This window comes from Comamonas denitrificans (assembly GCF_017368815.1).
Taxonomy (GTDB): Bacteria; Pseudomonadota; Gammaproteobacteria; order Burkholderiales; family Burkholderiaceae_C; genus Comamonas; species Comamonas denitrificans.
On sequence record NZ_JAFNME010000001.1, the window covers coordinates 83,196 to 96,540 of the forward strand.

Consider the following 13,345-nt stretch of genomic DNA (forward strand, 5'->3'; position numbering starts at 1 on the left):
AGCCAAGCCTGGCTGGCCCGCATCACCGCCTGGGCCAAAGAGCTGGGATTTTCGCAAATTGGCGTCGCCGGTGTGGATTTGTCCTCCAGTGAGCCGGGCTTGCTGCGCTGGTTGGAGCAAGGCTTTCACGGCCAGATGCACTACATGGCGGCGCATGGCCTCAAGCGTGCCCGCCCGGCCGAGCTGGTGCCCGGCACGGTCAGCGTCATCACCGCCCGCATGAATTACCTGCCGGCCGATACCCCGGCCGATTGGCAAGAGCGCGAGTGGCAGCGCCTGCGCCATCCGCAAGAGGCCATCATCTCGGTCTATGCCCGAGGGCGCGATTACCACAAGGTGCTGCGGGCCCGCTTGCAAAAACTGGCCGAGCGCATGGCCCAAGAGCTGGGGCCGTTTGGCTACCGCGCGTTCACCGATTCGGCCCCGGTGCTCGAGGCCGAGCTGGCCCGGCGCAGCGGCCAGGGCTGGCGCGGCAAGCACAGCCTGGTGCTCAACCGCGAGGCCGGTTCGACCTTTTTTTTGGGCGAAATCTACGTCGATCTGCCTTTGCCGCCGACTGAGCCGGTCAGCGTGCACTGCGGCAGCTGCACCGCGTGCCTGGATGCCTGCCCGACGGGGGCCATCGTCGCACCGGGGCAGGTGGATGCGCGCCGCTGCATCTCGTACCTGACGATTGAGTACGGTGGCAGTATCCCCGAAGACTTGCGCCCCAAAATGGCCAACCGCATCTATGGCTGTGACGATTGCCAACTGGCCTGCCCCTGGAACAAGTTTGCCCAGCCCAGTGTGCTGGCCGATTTTGCGGTGCGCCCTGGCCTGCAGGATGTGGGCCTGGCCGAGCTGTTTGCCTGGGACGAGGCCAGCTTTCTGCGCCGCACCGAAGGCAGCCCCATCCGCCGCATTGGCCATGAAAAATGGGTACGCAATATTGCCGTGGCACTGGGCAATGCCCTGCGCCAAGCCCCGGATGCGGCCACGGCGCAAGCGATTGCGGCCACTTTGGCAACGCGCCTGGACGATCCCAGTGCGCTGGTGCGCGAGCATGTGCAGTGGGCCTTGGCGCAGCACCCGCGCCTACCGCCAGCACCGCCTTTTTAGAACGTGTTCACGATCTTAGGGCCATTGACGGCGGCTACTATTGCCGACTATGACCAATCCGGGAACGACCGATAAAGAGGCCCTGCTGGCTGCCAGCTGGAGCAGTTTGGATGCTTTTTTGGAAACCCTGCTGCTCCAAGACGGGCTGGCTGAAAACACCTTGAAAGCCTACCGGCGCGATGCCAGCGCCTGTGCGCAGTTTTTGGCCGAACGCGGTGTGAGCCTGGATGGCGCACAGACGCAGGATTTGCAAGCCTGGCAAGCCCAGCGTGCGGCCCAAGGGGCCAAGGCCACCTCCAGCAACCGGGGCTTGAGTGTTTTGCGCCGCTATTACCACTGGGCCCTGCAAGAGCAACGCTTGCAGCACGATCCCAGTGTGCTGCTGTTGGCCGCCAAGCGCCCGCCCCGCGTGCCCCATGTGCTCAGTGAGGCGCAAGTCGAACAGCTGCTGGCCGCGCCCGATACCTCCACCCCTTTGGGCCTGCGGGATCGGGCGATGCTGGAGCTGCTGTATGCCAGCGGCTTGCGCGTGAGCGAACTGGTGGGGTTGCAGTTGCAGCACATGGATGTGCAGCAAGGGGTGGTGCGGGTGCTGGGCAAAGGCCGTAAAGAGCGCCTGGTGCCCTTTGGTCAAGTGGCCAGCGATTGGCTGCAGTCGTATTTAGAGCAAGCCCGCAGCGCAATTTTGGCGGGTCAGCGCAGCCACGATTGCTTTGTCACCCAGCGCGGTAGCGCCATGTCGCGGGCCATGTTTTGGGTGCTGGTAAAAAAATATGCGCTGCAGGCGGGGATCAGCGTGCCACTGTCGCCGCACACCCTGCGCCATGCGTTTGCCACGCATTTGCTCAACCACGGCGCTGACTTGCGGGTGGTGCAGCTGCTCTTGGGGCATGCCGATATTTCTACCACGCAGATTTACACCCACATTGCCCGCGCGCGCCTGCAGCAATTGCATGCCCAGCATCACCCGCGTGGCTGATGGCGGGGGGCAAGCGGGGGCCGCCCTTTAATTCATGTCGTCGAACGTTTCGGCCCAGGCCAAGGCTTGCAAATGGGCCCAATTGACCTGGTGGTTGGACAGGTGCAGGGCATCGGTCAGGCGGGCAAAGGTGTCGTCATCGCCTTGTTCGCAGGCCAAAGTCAGCTCCAGGAAGGGGGCTAAGACACCGGTGCGGGTCAGCAAGGCATCGCGCACGGACTGCGGCAGGGCCACAGCATCCAAGGCCATCTCCATGGGGATGCCCAGCATGGAATCGAGCAGGGAGAACATGCCAACGATGAAGGCGTTGTCCACCTCTTCGGGGGTGAGCATCTCGGCCGCCAGCAGCTCCATCAAGCGGCCACGCACCACCGCGGTTTGGCCCACAGCGGGGGCGGTGTCGCTGCCGCGCGACGTGGTCAGCAGCAAAGCGGCCCAGCGAAAGAGCTTTTTCAAGCCCAAAATCATGACTGCATGGCGAAACGAGGTGACCTCAATCGACAGACCAAAACCGGCCGAATTGATAAAGCGCAGCAGGTTGAAGGACAGGGTGGGGTCTTTTTTCAGGAGCGCCTCAATCTCTGCCGTGCTGCCTTGGCTGCGCACCAGGTTGAGCAGTTGCATGATCACTGCCTGATTGGGCCGCACCGTTTTGGTCTGGATGACATCGGGCTTGGCAAACCAATAGCCTTGGAACAGCTTCACGCCCAAGGCTTTCATGCACTCGAACTGCTCTTTGGTCTCCACTTTTTCGGCAACGATGTGGGCTTTGGTGTACTTCTGGGTAAATTGCACAACGGCGGGCAGTTGCTCGGCCTTGATGTGCATCATGTCCAGTTTGATGAAGTCGGCCAGGGGCAGCCAGCTGGCGTAGTCCTTGGTCAGCGCATGCTGGTCAAAAGCGATGCGAAAGCCGCGCTCTTTCAAGGCACCAAATACGCCGCAGCGGGTGGTAATGTCAAAGGCACAGCTGCCCGCAGGCATGGGGGGAACTTCCAGGACGACTTTCTCTGGGGCGATCAGCTCCAGGTGCCCGCCCGAGAGGCCGTCGTGGGTGGTGTTGATAAACACCAGTTTTTTCCCCACCAAGGCCTCCGCGCCCGCGTACGACAGGGCGTTGAACAGCAAGGCGGCATCGCTGGCGGCGGTAAACGAGGCCGCACTGCGGTCAAACAACTCATAGCCGAAGACTTCGCGCTGCTCGTTCAAAATTGCCTGGCGGCCAACCAACGCATTGGCCTCTGTCTTGGTGGAGGTGGCGCCAGGAAGGGAGGAGTCGGGGGTGGTGCTCATACGTTGAATGAATAATGCCAAGCCTCAAGGGCTGATTGCTCTTAATGAAATAACTGTACCGCGATTGCCGGTGAACACAATGTCGCCTTGGTGCTTTAACCGTTGACCTGGTCACTCCAGGCCAGGGCTCGCAAGTGGGCCCAGTTGATTTGTTGGTTGGTCAGGCCCAGTTTTTCGGCAGCCTCGTCAAAAACAGAGTCATTATTGTTTTCGCAGGCCTTGGCCAGGGTGAGTAAATCGGCCAAGGGGCCCACTTGGTGGAGCAAGGCTTGGCGAATGGGCTCAGGCGCATGGATCAATTGCAGCGCGTCAGCGGTGGGGATGGACAGCATCAAATCGAGCAGCGAGAAAATGCCCGTGACAAACGCCATGTCCGCTTCTTCTTCGCTTAAAAACTCTTCGGCCAGCAACTCCATCAAGCGCCCGCGTACCACCGCTGTTTGGCCCAGGGAGGGCGGGGTATTGGCATATTTGGTGGCGGCCAGAAGCAAGGCCGCCCAGCGAAAAAGTTTTTTCAACCCCATGATGAGCACCGCTTGGCGAAACGAGGTGACTTCGCGCTGCATGCCAAAGCTGGCGGAATTGATCAGGCGCAACAGGTTAAAGGCCAAGCCGGCATCTTTTTTTAACACCTCTTCGAGTTCATCGGTGCTGGCCTGGCGGCGCAGCAATGTGATGAGCTCGACCAGGCTGGTTTGGCGAGGGGCCAAAATTTTGGCTTCAAATACCGAAGGCCGGGCAAACCAAAAGCCTTGAAAGAGCTTGATCCCCATTTGTTGCAGCAGCTCAAACTGCTCAACGGTCTCCATCTTTGCGGCAATGAGCTGCGCCGTGCTGTGTTTTTGGGCGTACTGAATCAGCACCAGCCACTGGTCGCGTGGCAACACGGTTAAATCGAGCTTGATGTAGTTGGCCAGCGCCAGCCAGCCTGCGTACACCGAATCGAGCACAAAATGGCCAAACGACAGCTTGAAGCCGCGTTGCTTGAGCGTCTCCAACATGGGCAGGCGCAGATGGGCTTCAGCGCTGGCGCTGTGGCCCAGGTCTTGAATTTCCAGCACGATTTTGCTGGGGTCGAGCAGCTCCAGGTGGCCGCCAGCCAGGCTCTCGTGCGTGCAGTTCACAAACAGCAGTTTGTCGCCCATGATGTCTTCGGTGCCAGCGTGGGTCATGGCCGTAAACACCAGCAGCACATCGGAGGCGGCCGTGTGCTCGGCCGGGGCGCGTGAGCGGTTGAACAGTTCATAGCCGATGACCGATTTTTCACTATTGACAATGGCCTGGCGGGCAATCAAGGCGGTAGAGGCACCAACGGCAGCGGAGGGGGTAGTCATAAATAAAAAAACGAACGAAGGGGCGGAAAACAGGCCGGCCGATTATGCGGGTGGGCCCATCTCTAGCCAGGCAATCTCTTGCGCGGTAAAGCCTGCGGCGTGGCGGGCAGAGCGATTGAGTGGGGGCTTGGGCCACGGTGCCTGGTAGCGCTCAAGCAGTGCAGTGTAGTGGGCTTGGGGGGATACGCGTTGTTGCAAGCACAACCAGTTGTACCAATGGTTGCCAATGGCAACATGCCCCACTTCTTCGTGCAAGATGATATCCAATATTTTGCTAGCTTCTAGCGCATCATCAGAGCCAATTTTTTGAAGTTTTAATTGAATTTGTGGCGTGGCATCAAGGCCACGCGCTTCTAAAGTTCGGGGAACCAAGGCCATGCGGGCGGTGATGTCCTCGGCAGTTTTTTCGCACATGCTCCACAGCCCTTGGTGGGCGGGAAAGTCCCCATAAGCAAATCCGTGCTGCTGCAGCCAAGAGTCGATCAGTAAAAAATGCTTGCCCTCTTCCCCGGCGACCTGCAGCCAATCCAGGTAGTAGGCCGCAGGCATGTCGGCAAAGCGCCAAATCGCATCCAGCGCCAGATTGATGGCGTTGAACTCAATGTGTGCAATGGCATGCATCAGCACGGCCCGCCCTTGCAAGGTGGCGGGCGAACGCCGGGCCACCTGCGTGTGCGGCCGCAGCACCGGCCGGGCAGGGTGGCCGGGCAAGGGGGCATGGCAGTGCAGCACCGCCTGCGGCGCAATCGCATAGTGGTGTGCTTGGGCCAGCATGGCCATGGCGGCCTGGGCTTTTTCCTGCGGATTGCACAGGCACAAAACCTCCAAGGCATGATGTCGAAGTTGCATACGTGCGATTGTAGGTAGTGGGTAAATAACCTGAAGTTTTAACAAGGAGACCGTATGGCGGTGTATGAACTGGATGGCGTGGTGCCTGAAATTGCCGACTCGGCTTGGGTGGCCGACAGTGCCCAGGTGATCGGGCGCGTGACCTTAGAGGCCCAGGCCAGCCTGTGGTTTGGCGTGGTGGCCCGTGGCGATAGCGACCATTTGCACATTGGTGCGGGCAGCAATATCCAAGACAACACCGTGCTGCACGCCGATGCGGGCCAGCCTTTGCGCATTGGCCGCAATGTCACTGTGGGCCACAAGGCCATGCTGCATGGCTGCACGATTGGCGATGAATCGCTGATTGGCATTGGTGCGGTGGTGCTCAATGGGGCCAAAATTGGCAAGCACTGCCTGGTGGGTGCGGGGGCCTTGGTCACGGAGGGCAAAGAATTTCCTGACGGCAGCATGATTCTTGGCAGCCCCGCCAAGGTGGTGCGCCAGCTGACTGAGGCACAAATCGAGGGCTTGCGCCGCAGCGCCCAGCACTACCGGGATAATGCGCAGCGTTTTAAAAAGGGGCTGCGCCACATCGGCTAAAGCAGCGCACTGCGCGTTTGTCTGCCCCGGCGAAAGGAAAACAATGTCTGAACTGCATAAATTTTTGTTTGATGGCCTGCCTGTGCGCGGCATGGTGGTGCGCCTGACCGATGCGTGGCAAGCCATCTTGCAGCGCCGTGCCGCCAATACCGAAACCGGGGCCTACCCCCCTGCGGTGCATGAATTGTTGGGTGAGATGACGGCGGCGGCTGTGCTGATGCAGTCCAACATCAAATTCAATGGTGCCTTGGTGTTTCAAATTTTTGGCGATGGCCCGGTCAAAGTGGCCGTCGCCGAGGTGCACAGCAACCTGGCGCTGCGGGCCACGGCCACGGTCCATGGCACTGTGGACGGTGGTGCCGACCTGACCAGTTTGGTCAATGTGCATGGCCAGGGGCGCTGCGCCATCACCCTTGATCCGCAAGATCGCCAACCTGGCATGCAGCCGTACCAGGGCGTGGTGTCGCTGCAAAACGCGCAAGGCGACAGCGTGGCGACCTTGGCCCAGGCGTTGCAGCACTACATGCTCCAGTCCGAGCAGCTGGACACCACGGTGGTGCTGGCCGCCAATGACGAAGTGGCCGCTGGTCTGCTGATTCAGCGCATGCCGCTCAAAGGCCAAGACAATTTGGCCCGGGCCACCGAAAGCGCCAGCGATGCCGAGGATGCCCAGGGCGAAAACGAAGACTACCAACGCATCGCCACCTTGGCCGCGAGCTTGACGCGCGAGGAGTTGCTCAGCCTGGATGTTGATACCATTTTGCGCCGCCTGTTTTGGGAGGAAAAACTGCTGCGCTTTGTCCCGCAAACAGGCGCTAGCGGGCCGCACTTTGCCTGCACCTGCAGCCGTGAGCGGGTGCAAACCATGCTCAAAGGCCTGGGGCAGGAAGAGGTCGCCAGCGTGGTCGCTGAGCGCGGTTCGGTGGAGGTGGGGTGTGATTACTGCGGGGCCCAGTACCGGTTTGATCCGATTGACATTACCCAGTTGTTTACCGATACCAGCCACACGGCACCCGGTTCGGTGCAATAAACCCCATTGAAAAAAGCTGCCAAGGCAGCTTTTTTCATAGCTTGTTGCGCAGATGCGGTAAGCCTTATTGGGTGATTTGAATATAAATTTCGCCGGGTTTGAGCATGCCCAGCTCGCCCCGGGCTTTTTCTTCCACCATCTCGTTGCCGTCTTTGAGGTCTTGCACTTCTGAGCGCAGGCGATCGACCTCTTGCTGCACCAAGGCGTTGGCTTTTTGTTGTGCGTCAATTTGGGCCTGCAATGCCTGGGCGCGGGCCACGCCGCCGTCCCCCAGCCACAGTTGATTGTGGATCAGGGCCAGCAGGGCCAACAAAACGAGGGTGACGATGCGTCCAACCATGGCGGCTTGAAAACGCCCTCACGGGGAGGGCATTTTTGGGGTGTCCTTAATGGATTGAGGGGCGCATTAACGCAGGTTGTAGAACGCCGCGCGGCCTGGGTACTCGGCCACGTCACCCAGGTCTTCCTCGATGCGCAGCAGCTGGTTGTACTTGGCGATGCGGTCGCTGCGGCTCATCGAACCGGTCTTGATCTGGCCGGCGTTCAGTCCCACGGCGATGTCGGCAATGGTGCTGTCTTCGGTTTCGCCCGAGCGGTGCGAGATCACGGCGGTGTAACCGGCGCGTTTGGCCATTTCGATGGCGGCAAAGGTCTCGGTCAGCGTGCCGATCTGGTTGATTTTGATCAGGATGGAGTTGGCAATGCGCTTGTCGATGCCTTCCTTCAGGATCTTGGTGTTGGTCACGAACAGATCGTCACCCACCAGCTGCACCTTGCTGCCCAGGCGCTCGGTGAGCAGCTTCCAGCCGTCCCAGTCGCCTTCGTGCATACCGTCTTCAATGCTGATGATGGGGTATTTATCGCACCAGCCCGCCAGCATGTCGGTCCATTGCGCAGCGGTCAGGGTCATATTGCCTTCACCGGCCAGCACGTACATACCGTCTTTGTAGAACTCGCTGGCGGCGCAGTCCAGGCCCAGGGCGATTTGTTCGCCAGCCTTGTAGCCCGCTTTTTCGATGGCCTGAATGATCAGCTGAATGGCCGCTTCGTGGTTTTCCACGCTGGGGGCAAAACCACCTTCGTCGCCCACGGCCGTGCTCATGCCCTGGTCGTGGATGATGGCTTTGAGCGCGTGGAACACCTCGGCACCCCAGCGCACGGCTTCGCGGAAAGAGGGAGCGCCCACGGGGATGATCATGAACTCTTGCAGGTCCAGGCTGTTGTTGGCGTGGGCCCCGCCGTTGATGACGTTCATCATGGGCACGGGCAGTTGCACGCCGCCCATGCCGCCAAAGTAGCGGTACAGGGGCAGGCCGGCTTCTTCAGCCGCAGCGCGGGCCACGGCCATCGACACAGCCAGCATGGCGTTGGCGCCCAGGCGCGATTTGTTGTCGGTGCCGTCCAGCTCGATCATGGTTTTGTCGAGGAAGGCTTGCTCGGCCGCATCCAGGCCAATCACGGCATTGGCGATGTCGTGGTTGATGTGCTCCACGGCCTTGAGCACGCCCTTGCCCAGGTAGCGGCCTTTGTCGCCGTCGCGCAGCTCAATGGCTTCGCGCGAGCCGGTGGAGGCCCCCGAGGGCACAGCGGCGCGGCCCATCACGCCCGATTCCAGCAGCACGTCGCATTCGACGGTGGGGTTGCCGCGGCTGTCCAGCACTTCGCGGCCGACGATATCAACAATTGCACTCATGGTGTTTCCTTTGAAGTTTCAAAAAACTGGGGCCTGGCGCGATGGAGGCTCAGGCCGAAAAATCGTTTTCCAAGAAGCCGTTTTGCTTGGTGATGGCATCAATTTGCACCAAGGTGGTCAGCAGGGCGTGCATGTGCTTGAGGGGCACGGCATTGGGGCCGTCCGACCAGGCCTGGGCCGGGTCGGGGTGGGTTTCCATGAAAAAACCGGCCACGCCTACGGCCGCACCGGCACGCGCCAGCACGGGCACCATGTCGCGGGCACCGCCGCTGACAGCGCCCAGGCCGCCGGGTTTTTGCACCGAATGGGTTACGTCAAACACCACGGGGGCACCGCTTTGGCGCATCTGCGCCAGGCTGGTCATATCGGCCACGAGGTTGTTGTAGCCAAAGCTGACCCCGCGCTCGCAGGCCAGAAAGCGGTCTTCGCTCAGGCCCACTTCGGCCGCGGCCGCACGGGCCTTGTCGATGACGTTTTTCATGTCCCAGGGGGCGAGGAACTGGCCTTTTTTAATGTTCACCGGCTTGCCCGATTGCGCCACGGCGCGGATGAAATCGGTTTGGCGGCACAAGAAGGCGGGGGTTTGCAGCACATCGACGACGCTGGCCACCTCGGCCACTTGGGCGGCTTCGTGTACATCGGTCAGGATGGGCAGCTGCAACTGGCGGCGCACTTCGTCCAGGATGTTCAGCCCCGCATCCATCCCCACGCCGCGCTGGCTGTTGCCCGAGGAGCGGTTGGCTTTGTCAAACGAGCCTTTGTAGATCAGCGGGATGCCCAGCGCGGTGCAGCTTTCTTTGAGCTGGCCGGCCACATCCAGCGACATTTGCAAGCCCTCGATCGAGCAGGTGCCGGCAATCAGGAAAAAGGGCTGGTCCAGGCCAACGTTAAAACCGCAAAGTTGCATAGTGGTCTTTGAATAATTAGAGCTGTTTGCGCTTTATTCTTCAGCTTTTTAAGGGGTTTTAGCCCTTAATTGGCCGAATTTAGTGCGCAAGCAGCTCCTGTTATTAATCTTTCTTTTCAGCCAAAGCCGCGCGGATAAAGGCATTGAACAGCGGGTGGCCGTTCCATGGCGTGGATTTGAACTCGGGGTGAAACTGCACGCCAATGAACCAGGGGTGGACGCTGGTGGGCAGTTCGACAATCTCGGTCAGTTGCTCGCGCTGCGTCAGCGCCGAGATCACCAGCCCGGCTTGGCGCAGGCGATCAAGGTATTGCACATTGGCCTCGTAGCGGTGGCGGTGGCGCTCGGTGACCACGTCGCCATAAATGCCGTGCGCCAGCGTGCCTTTTTGCACGTCTGAGCTTTGGGCCCCCAGGCGCATGGTGCCGCCCAGGTCGGAGTTGGCATCGCGGGTGTACACCTTGCCGTCGGCATCTTTCCACTCGGTAATCAAGGCGATCACGGGATGGGGGGTGTCGGGCTTGAACTCGGTGGAGTTGGCATCGGCCAGCCCCGCCACGTTGCGGGCAAATTCGATGGTGGCCACTTGCATGCCCAGGCAAATGCCCAGGTAGGGCACCTTGCGCTCGCGGGCAAAGCGGGCGGTGGCGATCTTGCCTTCCACGCCGCGCTCGCCAAAACCGCCGGGCACCAGGACGGCGTCGTAGCCGCCCAGGTGCTCGGCCGCGTTGGCATCGGTGATGAGTTCCGAATCAATGTGGTCGATCTTGACGCGCACATGGCTTTGCATGCCAGCGTGCTTGAGCGCTTCATTCACCGACTTGTAGGCATCGGACAGCTCCACGTATTTGCCCACCATGGCCACGCGCACCTCGCCCTGGGGGTGTTCGGTTTCGTACACCAAATCGTCCCAGCGCTTGAGGTTGGCCGGCGGCGTGTTCAGGCGCAGCTTGTCGCAGACCATGCCGTCCAGGCCCTGCTCGTGCAGCATGCGCGGCACTTTGTAGATGGTGTCCACATCCCACATGCTGATCACGCCCCACTCGGCCACGTTGGTGAACAGGGAGATTTTGGCCTTCTCATCGGCCGGCACACTGTGCTTGGCGCGGCACAGCAGGGCATCGGGCTGGATGCCGATTTCGCGCAGCTTTTGCACCGTGTGCTGGGTGGGTTTGGTTTTGAGCTCGCCCGCCGTTTCGATGTAGGGCAGGTAGGTCAGATGGACAAAGGCGGTGTTGTTCGGCCCCTGCTTCAGCGCCAATTGGCGCACGGCCTCCAAAAAGGGCAGCGATTCAATGTCGCCCACGGTGCCGCCCACTTCGCAGATGGCCACGTCCACCGCATCCGGGGTGCCAATGCCTGCGCCGCGTTTGACGTATTCTTGGATTTCGTTGGTGATGTGCGGAATCACCTGCACGGTTTTGCCTAGGTAGTCGCCCCGGCGCTCTTTTTCGAGCACGCTTTGGTAGATGCGCCCGGTGGTGAAGTTGTTGGCCTGCTTCATGCGCGTTTCGATGAAGCGCTCGTAGTGGCCCAGGTCCAGATCGGTTTCAGCGCCGTCGTCGGTGACGAACACCTCGCCGTGCTGGATGGGGCTCATAGTGCCCGGATCGACGTTGATATAGGGATCGAGCTTAATAAGGGTGACTTTGAGGCCACGCGATTCAAGCAGTGCTGCCAGCGAGGCCGAGGCGATGCCCTTGCCTAAGGAGGACACCACACCGCCCGTGACAAAAACGAATTTGGTCATGCCGTTGTATAGGTAGCGGGAAATTGCGATTATAGGGGGCAGCGTCCGCCAACTGCAGCCCCCTTGGGTGAATGCACCCCCGCCCTCTGCTAGCATTTGCCTATGCAAGAGCTTCAAAGCAAACACATCGTCTTGGGCCTGACCGGCGGGGTCGCCTGCTACAAGGTGGCGCAGCTGTGCCGCCTGCTCACCAAAGCCGGGGCCACCGTGCAAGTCGTCATGACCGAGGCGGCCCAGCAATTCATCACCCCGGTGACGATGCAGGCGCTATCGGGTCGTCCGGTGTTTACCTCGCAATGGGATGCGCGGCCTGAGAACAACATGGCGCACATCAACTTGAGCCGCGCGGCCGATGCCATCGTCATTGCCCCGTGCAGTGCCGACTTTGCCGCCAAGCTGGCCCAGGGCCGGGCCGATGAGTTGCTCAGTTTGCTGTGCCTGGCGCGGCCGCACGGCAAGCCCTTGCTGCTGGCCCCGGCCATGAACCGCGAAATGTGGGCGCACCCGGCCACGCAGCGCAACTTTGCCCAGGCCGCGGCCGATGGCGCCCAGGTGCTGGACGTGGGCCAGGGCGAGCAAGCCTGTGGTGAATGCGGCGATGGCCGCATGCTCGAGCCCGAAGAGCTGATCCAAGACATTGCCGCCAGCTTGGTGCCCAAGCGCCTGGCCGGGCACAAGGTGTTGATTACGGCGGGGCCGACCTTTGAGGCGCTGGACCCCGTGCGCGGCTTGACCAACCATTCCAGCGGCAAGATGGGTTTTGCCATTGCGGCGGCGGCCCGCGCGGCGGGGGCGCAGGTCACGCTGGTGGCCGGCCCGGTGCATTTGCCTACGCCCCGGGGGGTGCAGCGCATCAATGTGCAATCGGCGCGGGACATGCTGGCAGCGGTGCAGTCGGCGCTGGAGGACGTTTCTATTTTCATAGCTGCCGCCGCAGTTGCAGATTGGCGTCCGGCCGATTTTTCTGCTAAAAAAATCAAAAAAGACGGCAGTGGTGCCGTGCCCAGCTTGGCCTTTGTCGAAAACCCCGACATTCTGGCCACCGTGGCCAACAGTGATCGCGCCCAGCAGGGGCAGCTGTACTGTGTGGGCTTTGCGGCTGAGAGTGACAACCTGTTGGCCCACGCCAGTGCCAAGCGGGTGCGCAAAAACGTTCCGCTGCTGGTGGGTAACATTGGCCCGGCGACCTTTGGCCAGGATGACAATACGCTGCTGCTGATTGATGCCCACGGCAGCAGTGCCTTGCCCCGGGCCAGCAAGGCGCAGCTGGGCCATGCCCTGATCGCAGAAATCGCACGGCGTTTGCCGTGACGGCCTTTTATTTACTTCCAACAGGGGCAGACAGGCTATGAACCAACCCGCATCTGGCTTACGCCACCAACCGCCCCCCGCTTTGGCCGATTACAGCGGCCCCCCCAATGGGGACTATGTGCGCTATGTTGAGCAGCTGATGCAGTGGTCAGAGCAAGAGCATCGCCGCACGGGTGGTTTTGCCATGCTCACCGCCCAGCCCCATGCCGGCCAAGTGGGAGCCAAGGCGAGCGCAGCCACCAAGGCTGCCAGCAAGAAGGAAAGCAAGAAAGAAGAGGTGGTGCGCCAGGTGACGCAGATGCTGGCACAAAGCAAGGCCGCCTCTGCGGGGCAAGGCAAGCCTGGCCTGCCCGCAGCCTCTATGAAGGTGCCCAGCATCGTGTTTGGCATGGTGCTGCTGGGCTTGCTGGTGTTGAAAGCCGAATGGATTCCGCTGGCGATTGTGTTGTGGGTGGTGTGGAATGTGCGCCGCTTGCTGCGCTCGGCCAAAGCAGCCTCCAGTGCGAAGACTGGAGGCTAGTA

The 13,345-nt window shown here is 61.0% G+C and carries 13 protein-coding genes; 6 read left to right on the forward strand and 7 right to left on the reverse strand.

The genetic code is table 11. The annotated features are described in order from the left end of the window. The first annotated feature begins 21 nt into the window (after nt 1–21). Both queG and xerD read left to right on the forward strand, forming a co-directional pair. On the forward strand, nt 22–1,098 hold the full coding sequence (queG, locus tag J1777_RS00415) for a tRNA epoxyqueuosine(34) reductase QueG (RefSeq protein WP_341352921.1): 1,077 nt from the start codon (nt 22–24) through the stop codon (nt 1,096–1,098). A 49-nt stretch (nt 1,099–1,147) separates the two neighbouring features. Beyond that, on the forward strand, nt 1,148–2,077 hold the full coding sequence (gene xerD, locus J1777_RS00420; RefSeq protein ID WP_207573874.1) for a site-specific tyrosine recombinase XerD: 930 nt from the start codon (nt 1,148–1,150) through the stop codon (nt 2,075–2,077). A 27-nt stretch (nt 2,078–2,104) separates the two neighbouring features. Here xerD and J1777_RS00425 read toward each other — a convergent pair whose 3' ends face one another. From J1777_RS00425 to J1777_RS00435, 3 genes are all read right to left on the reverse strand, one after another. Beyond that, nucleotides 2,105–3,370: an EAL and HDOD domain-containing protein gene (locus J1777_RS00425; protein WP_207573875.1), complete on the reverse strand. Its 1,266-nt coding sequence runs from the start codon at nt 3,368–3,370 to the stop codon at nt 2,105–2,107. Between the two features lie 95 nt (nt 3,371–3,465). Continuing rightward, on the reverse strand, nt 3,466–4,704 hold the full coding sequence (locus J1777_RS00430) for an EAL and HDOD domain-containing protein (protein WP_207573876.1): 1,239 nt from the start codon (nt 4,702–4,704) through the stop codon (nt 3,466–3,468). Nucleotides 4,705–4,746: 42 nt separating this feature from the next. Beyond that, entirely contained in the window at nt 4,747–5,553 is an 807-nt protein-coding gene (locus J1777_RS00435; RefSeq protein ID WP_207573877.1) for a ferritin-like domain-containing protein, read from the reverse strand. Nucleotides 5,554–5,607: 54 nt separating this feature from the next. Between J1777_RS00435 and J1777_RS00440 the strand changes: the two genes are divergently transcribed. Both J1777_RS00440 and hslO read left to right on the forward strand, forming a co-directional pair. Then, nucleotides 5,608–6,132, forward strand: a complete 525-nt coding sequence (locus tag J1777_RS00440) for a gamma carbonic anhydrase family protein (RefSeq protein ID WP_207573878.1) — start codon at nt 5,608–5,610, stop codon at nt 6,130–6,132. Between the two features lie 43 nt (nt 6,133–6,175). After that, nucleotides 6,176–7,162: an Hsp33 family molecular chaperone HslO gene (hslO, locus tag J1777_RS00445; protein ID WP_207573879.1), complete on the forward strand. Its 987-nt coding sequence runs from the start codon at nt 6,176–6,178 to the stop codon at nt 7,160–7,162. A gap of 64 nt (nt 7,163–7,226) precedes the next feature. Here the strand turns inward: hslO and J1777_RS00450 are convergent, their stop codons facing one another. The 4 genes from J1777_RS00450 to J1777_RS00465 all read right to left on the reverse strand — a co-directional run bounded on the left by J1777_RS00450 (nt 7,227) and on the right by J1777_RS00465 (nt 11,512). Further along, on the reverse strand, nt 7,227–7,502 hold the full coding sequence (locus tag J1777_RS00450; RefSeq protein WP_207573880.1) for an FtsB family cell division protein: 276 nt from the start codon (nt 7,500–7,502) through the stop codon (nt 7,227–7,229). 66 nt (nt 7,503–7,568) lie between these two features. Then, nucleotides 7,569–8,855 (reverse strand): phosphopyruvate hydratase, encoded by a 1,287-nt coding sequence (eno, locus tag J1777_RS00455; protein ID WP_207573881.1) that lies wholly within the window; start codon nt 8,853–8,855, stop codon nt 7,569–7,571. Nucleotides 8,856–8,904: 49 nt separating this feature from the next. Next, entirely contained in the window at nt 8,905–9,762 is an 858-nt protein-coding gene (gene kdsA / locus J1777_RS00460) for a 3-deoxy-8-phosphooctulonate synthase (protein WP_207573882.1), read from the reverse strand. Nucleotides 9,763–9,865: 103 nt separating this feature from the next. Beyond that, the gene (locus J1777_RS00465; protein WP_207573883.1) at nt 9,866–11,512 is read right to left on the reverse strand and encodes a CTP synthase; all 1,647 of its coding nucleotides are present in this window, start codon (nt 11,510–11,512) and stop codon (nt 9,866–9,868) included. Between the two features lie 102 nt (nt 11,513–11,614). Here J1777_RS00465 and coaBC point away from each other — a divergent pair, with 102 nt between their 5' ends. Together coaBC and J1777_RS00475 are read left to right on the forward strand one after the other, a co-directional pair. Beyond that, on the forward strand, nt 11,615–12,823 hold the full coding sequence (gene coaBC, locus J1777_RS00470) for a bifunctional phosphopantothenoylcysteine decarboxylase/phosphopantothenate--cysteine ligase CoaBC (RefSeq protein WP_207573884.1): 1,209 nt from the start codon (nt 11,615–11,617) through the stop codon (nt 12,821–12,823). A 37-nt stretch (nt 12,824–12,860) separates the two neighbouring features. Further along, entirely contained in the window at nt 12,861–13,343 is a 483-nt protein-coding gene (locus tag J1777_RS00475; protein WP_207573885.1) for a hypothetical protein, read from the forward strand. The last annotated feature ends 2 nt before the right edge of the window (nt 13,344–13,345 follow it).

Coding starts and splice junctions, on each gene's coding strand:
- xerD (WP_207573874.1), top strand. CDS start 1,148: ATGACCAATCCGGGAACGACCGATAAAGAGGCCCTGCTGGCTGCCAGC.
- J1777_RS00425 (WP_207573875.1), bottom strand. CDS start 3,370: ATGAGCACCACCCCCGACTCCTCCCTTCCTGGCGCCACCTCCACCAAG.
- J1777_RS00430 (WP_207573876.1), bottom strand. CDS start 4,704: ATGACTACCCCCTCCGCTGCCGTTGGTGCCTCTACCGCCTTGATTGCC.
- J1777_RS00435 (WP_207573877.1), bottom strand. CDS start 5,553: ATGCAACTTCGACATCATGCCTTGGAGGTTTTGTGCCTGTGCAATCCG.
- J1777_RS00440 (WP_207573878.1), top strand. CDS start 5,608: ATGGCGGTGTATGAACTGGATGGCGTGGTGCCTGAAATTGCCGACTCG.
- hslO (WP_207573879.1), top strand. CDS start 6,176: ATGTCTGAACTGCATAAATTTTTGTTTGATGGCCTGCCTGTGCGCGGC.
- J1777_RS00450 (WP_207573880.1), bottom strand. CDS start 7,502: ATGGTTGGACGCATCGTCACCCTCGTTTTGTTGGCCCTGCTGGCCCTG.
- eno (WP_207573881.1), bottom strand. CDS start 8,855: ATGAGTGCAATTGTTGATATCGTCGGCCGCGAAGTGCTGGACAGCCGC.
- kdsA (WP_207573882.1), bottom strand. CDS start 9,762: ATGCAACTTTGCGGTTTTAACGTTGGCCTGGACCAGCCCTTTTTCCTG.
- J1777_RS00465 (WP_207573883.1), bottom strand. CDS start 11,512: ATGACCAAATTCGTTTTTGTCACGGGCGGTGTGGTGTCCTCCTTAGGC.
- coaBC (WP_207573884.1), top strand. CDS start 11,615: ATGCAAGAGCTTCAAAGCAAACACATCGTCTTGGGCCTGACCGGCGGG.
- J1777_RS00475 (WP_207573885.1), top strand. CDS start 12,861: ATGAACCAACCCGCATCTGGCTTACGCCACCAACCGCCCCCCGCTTTG.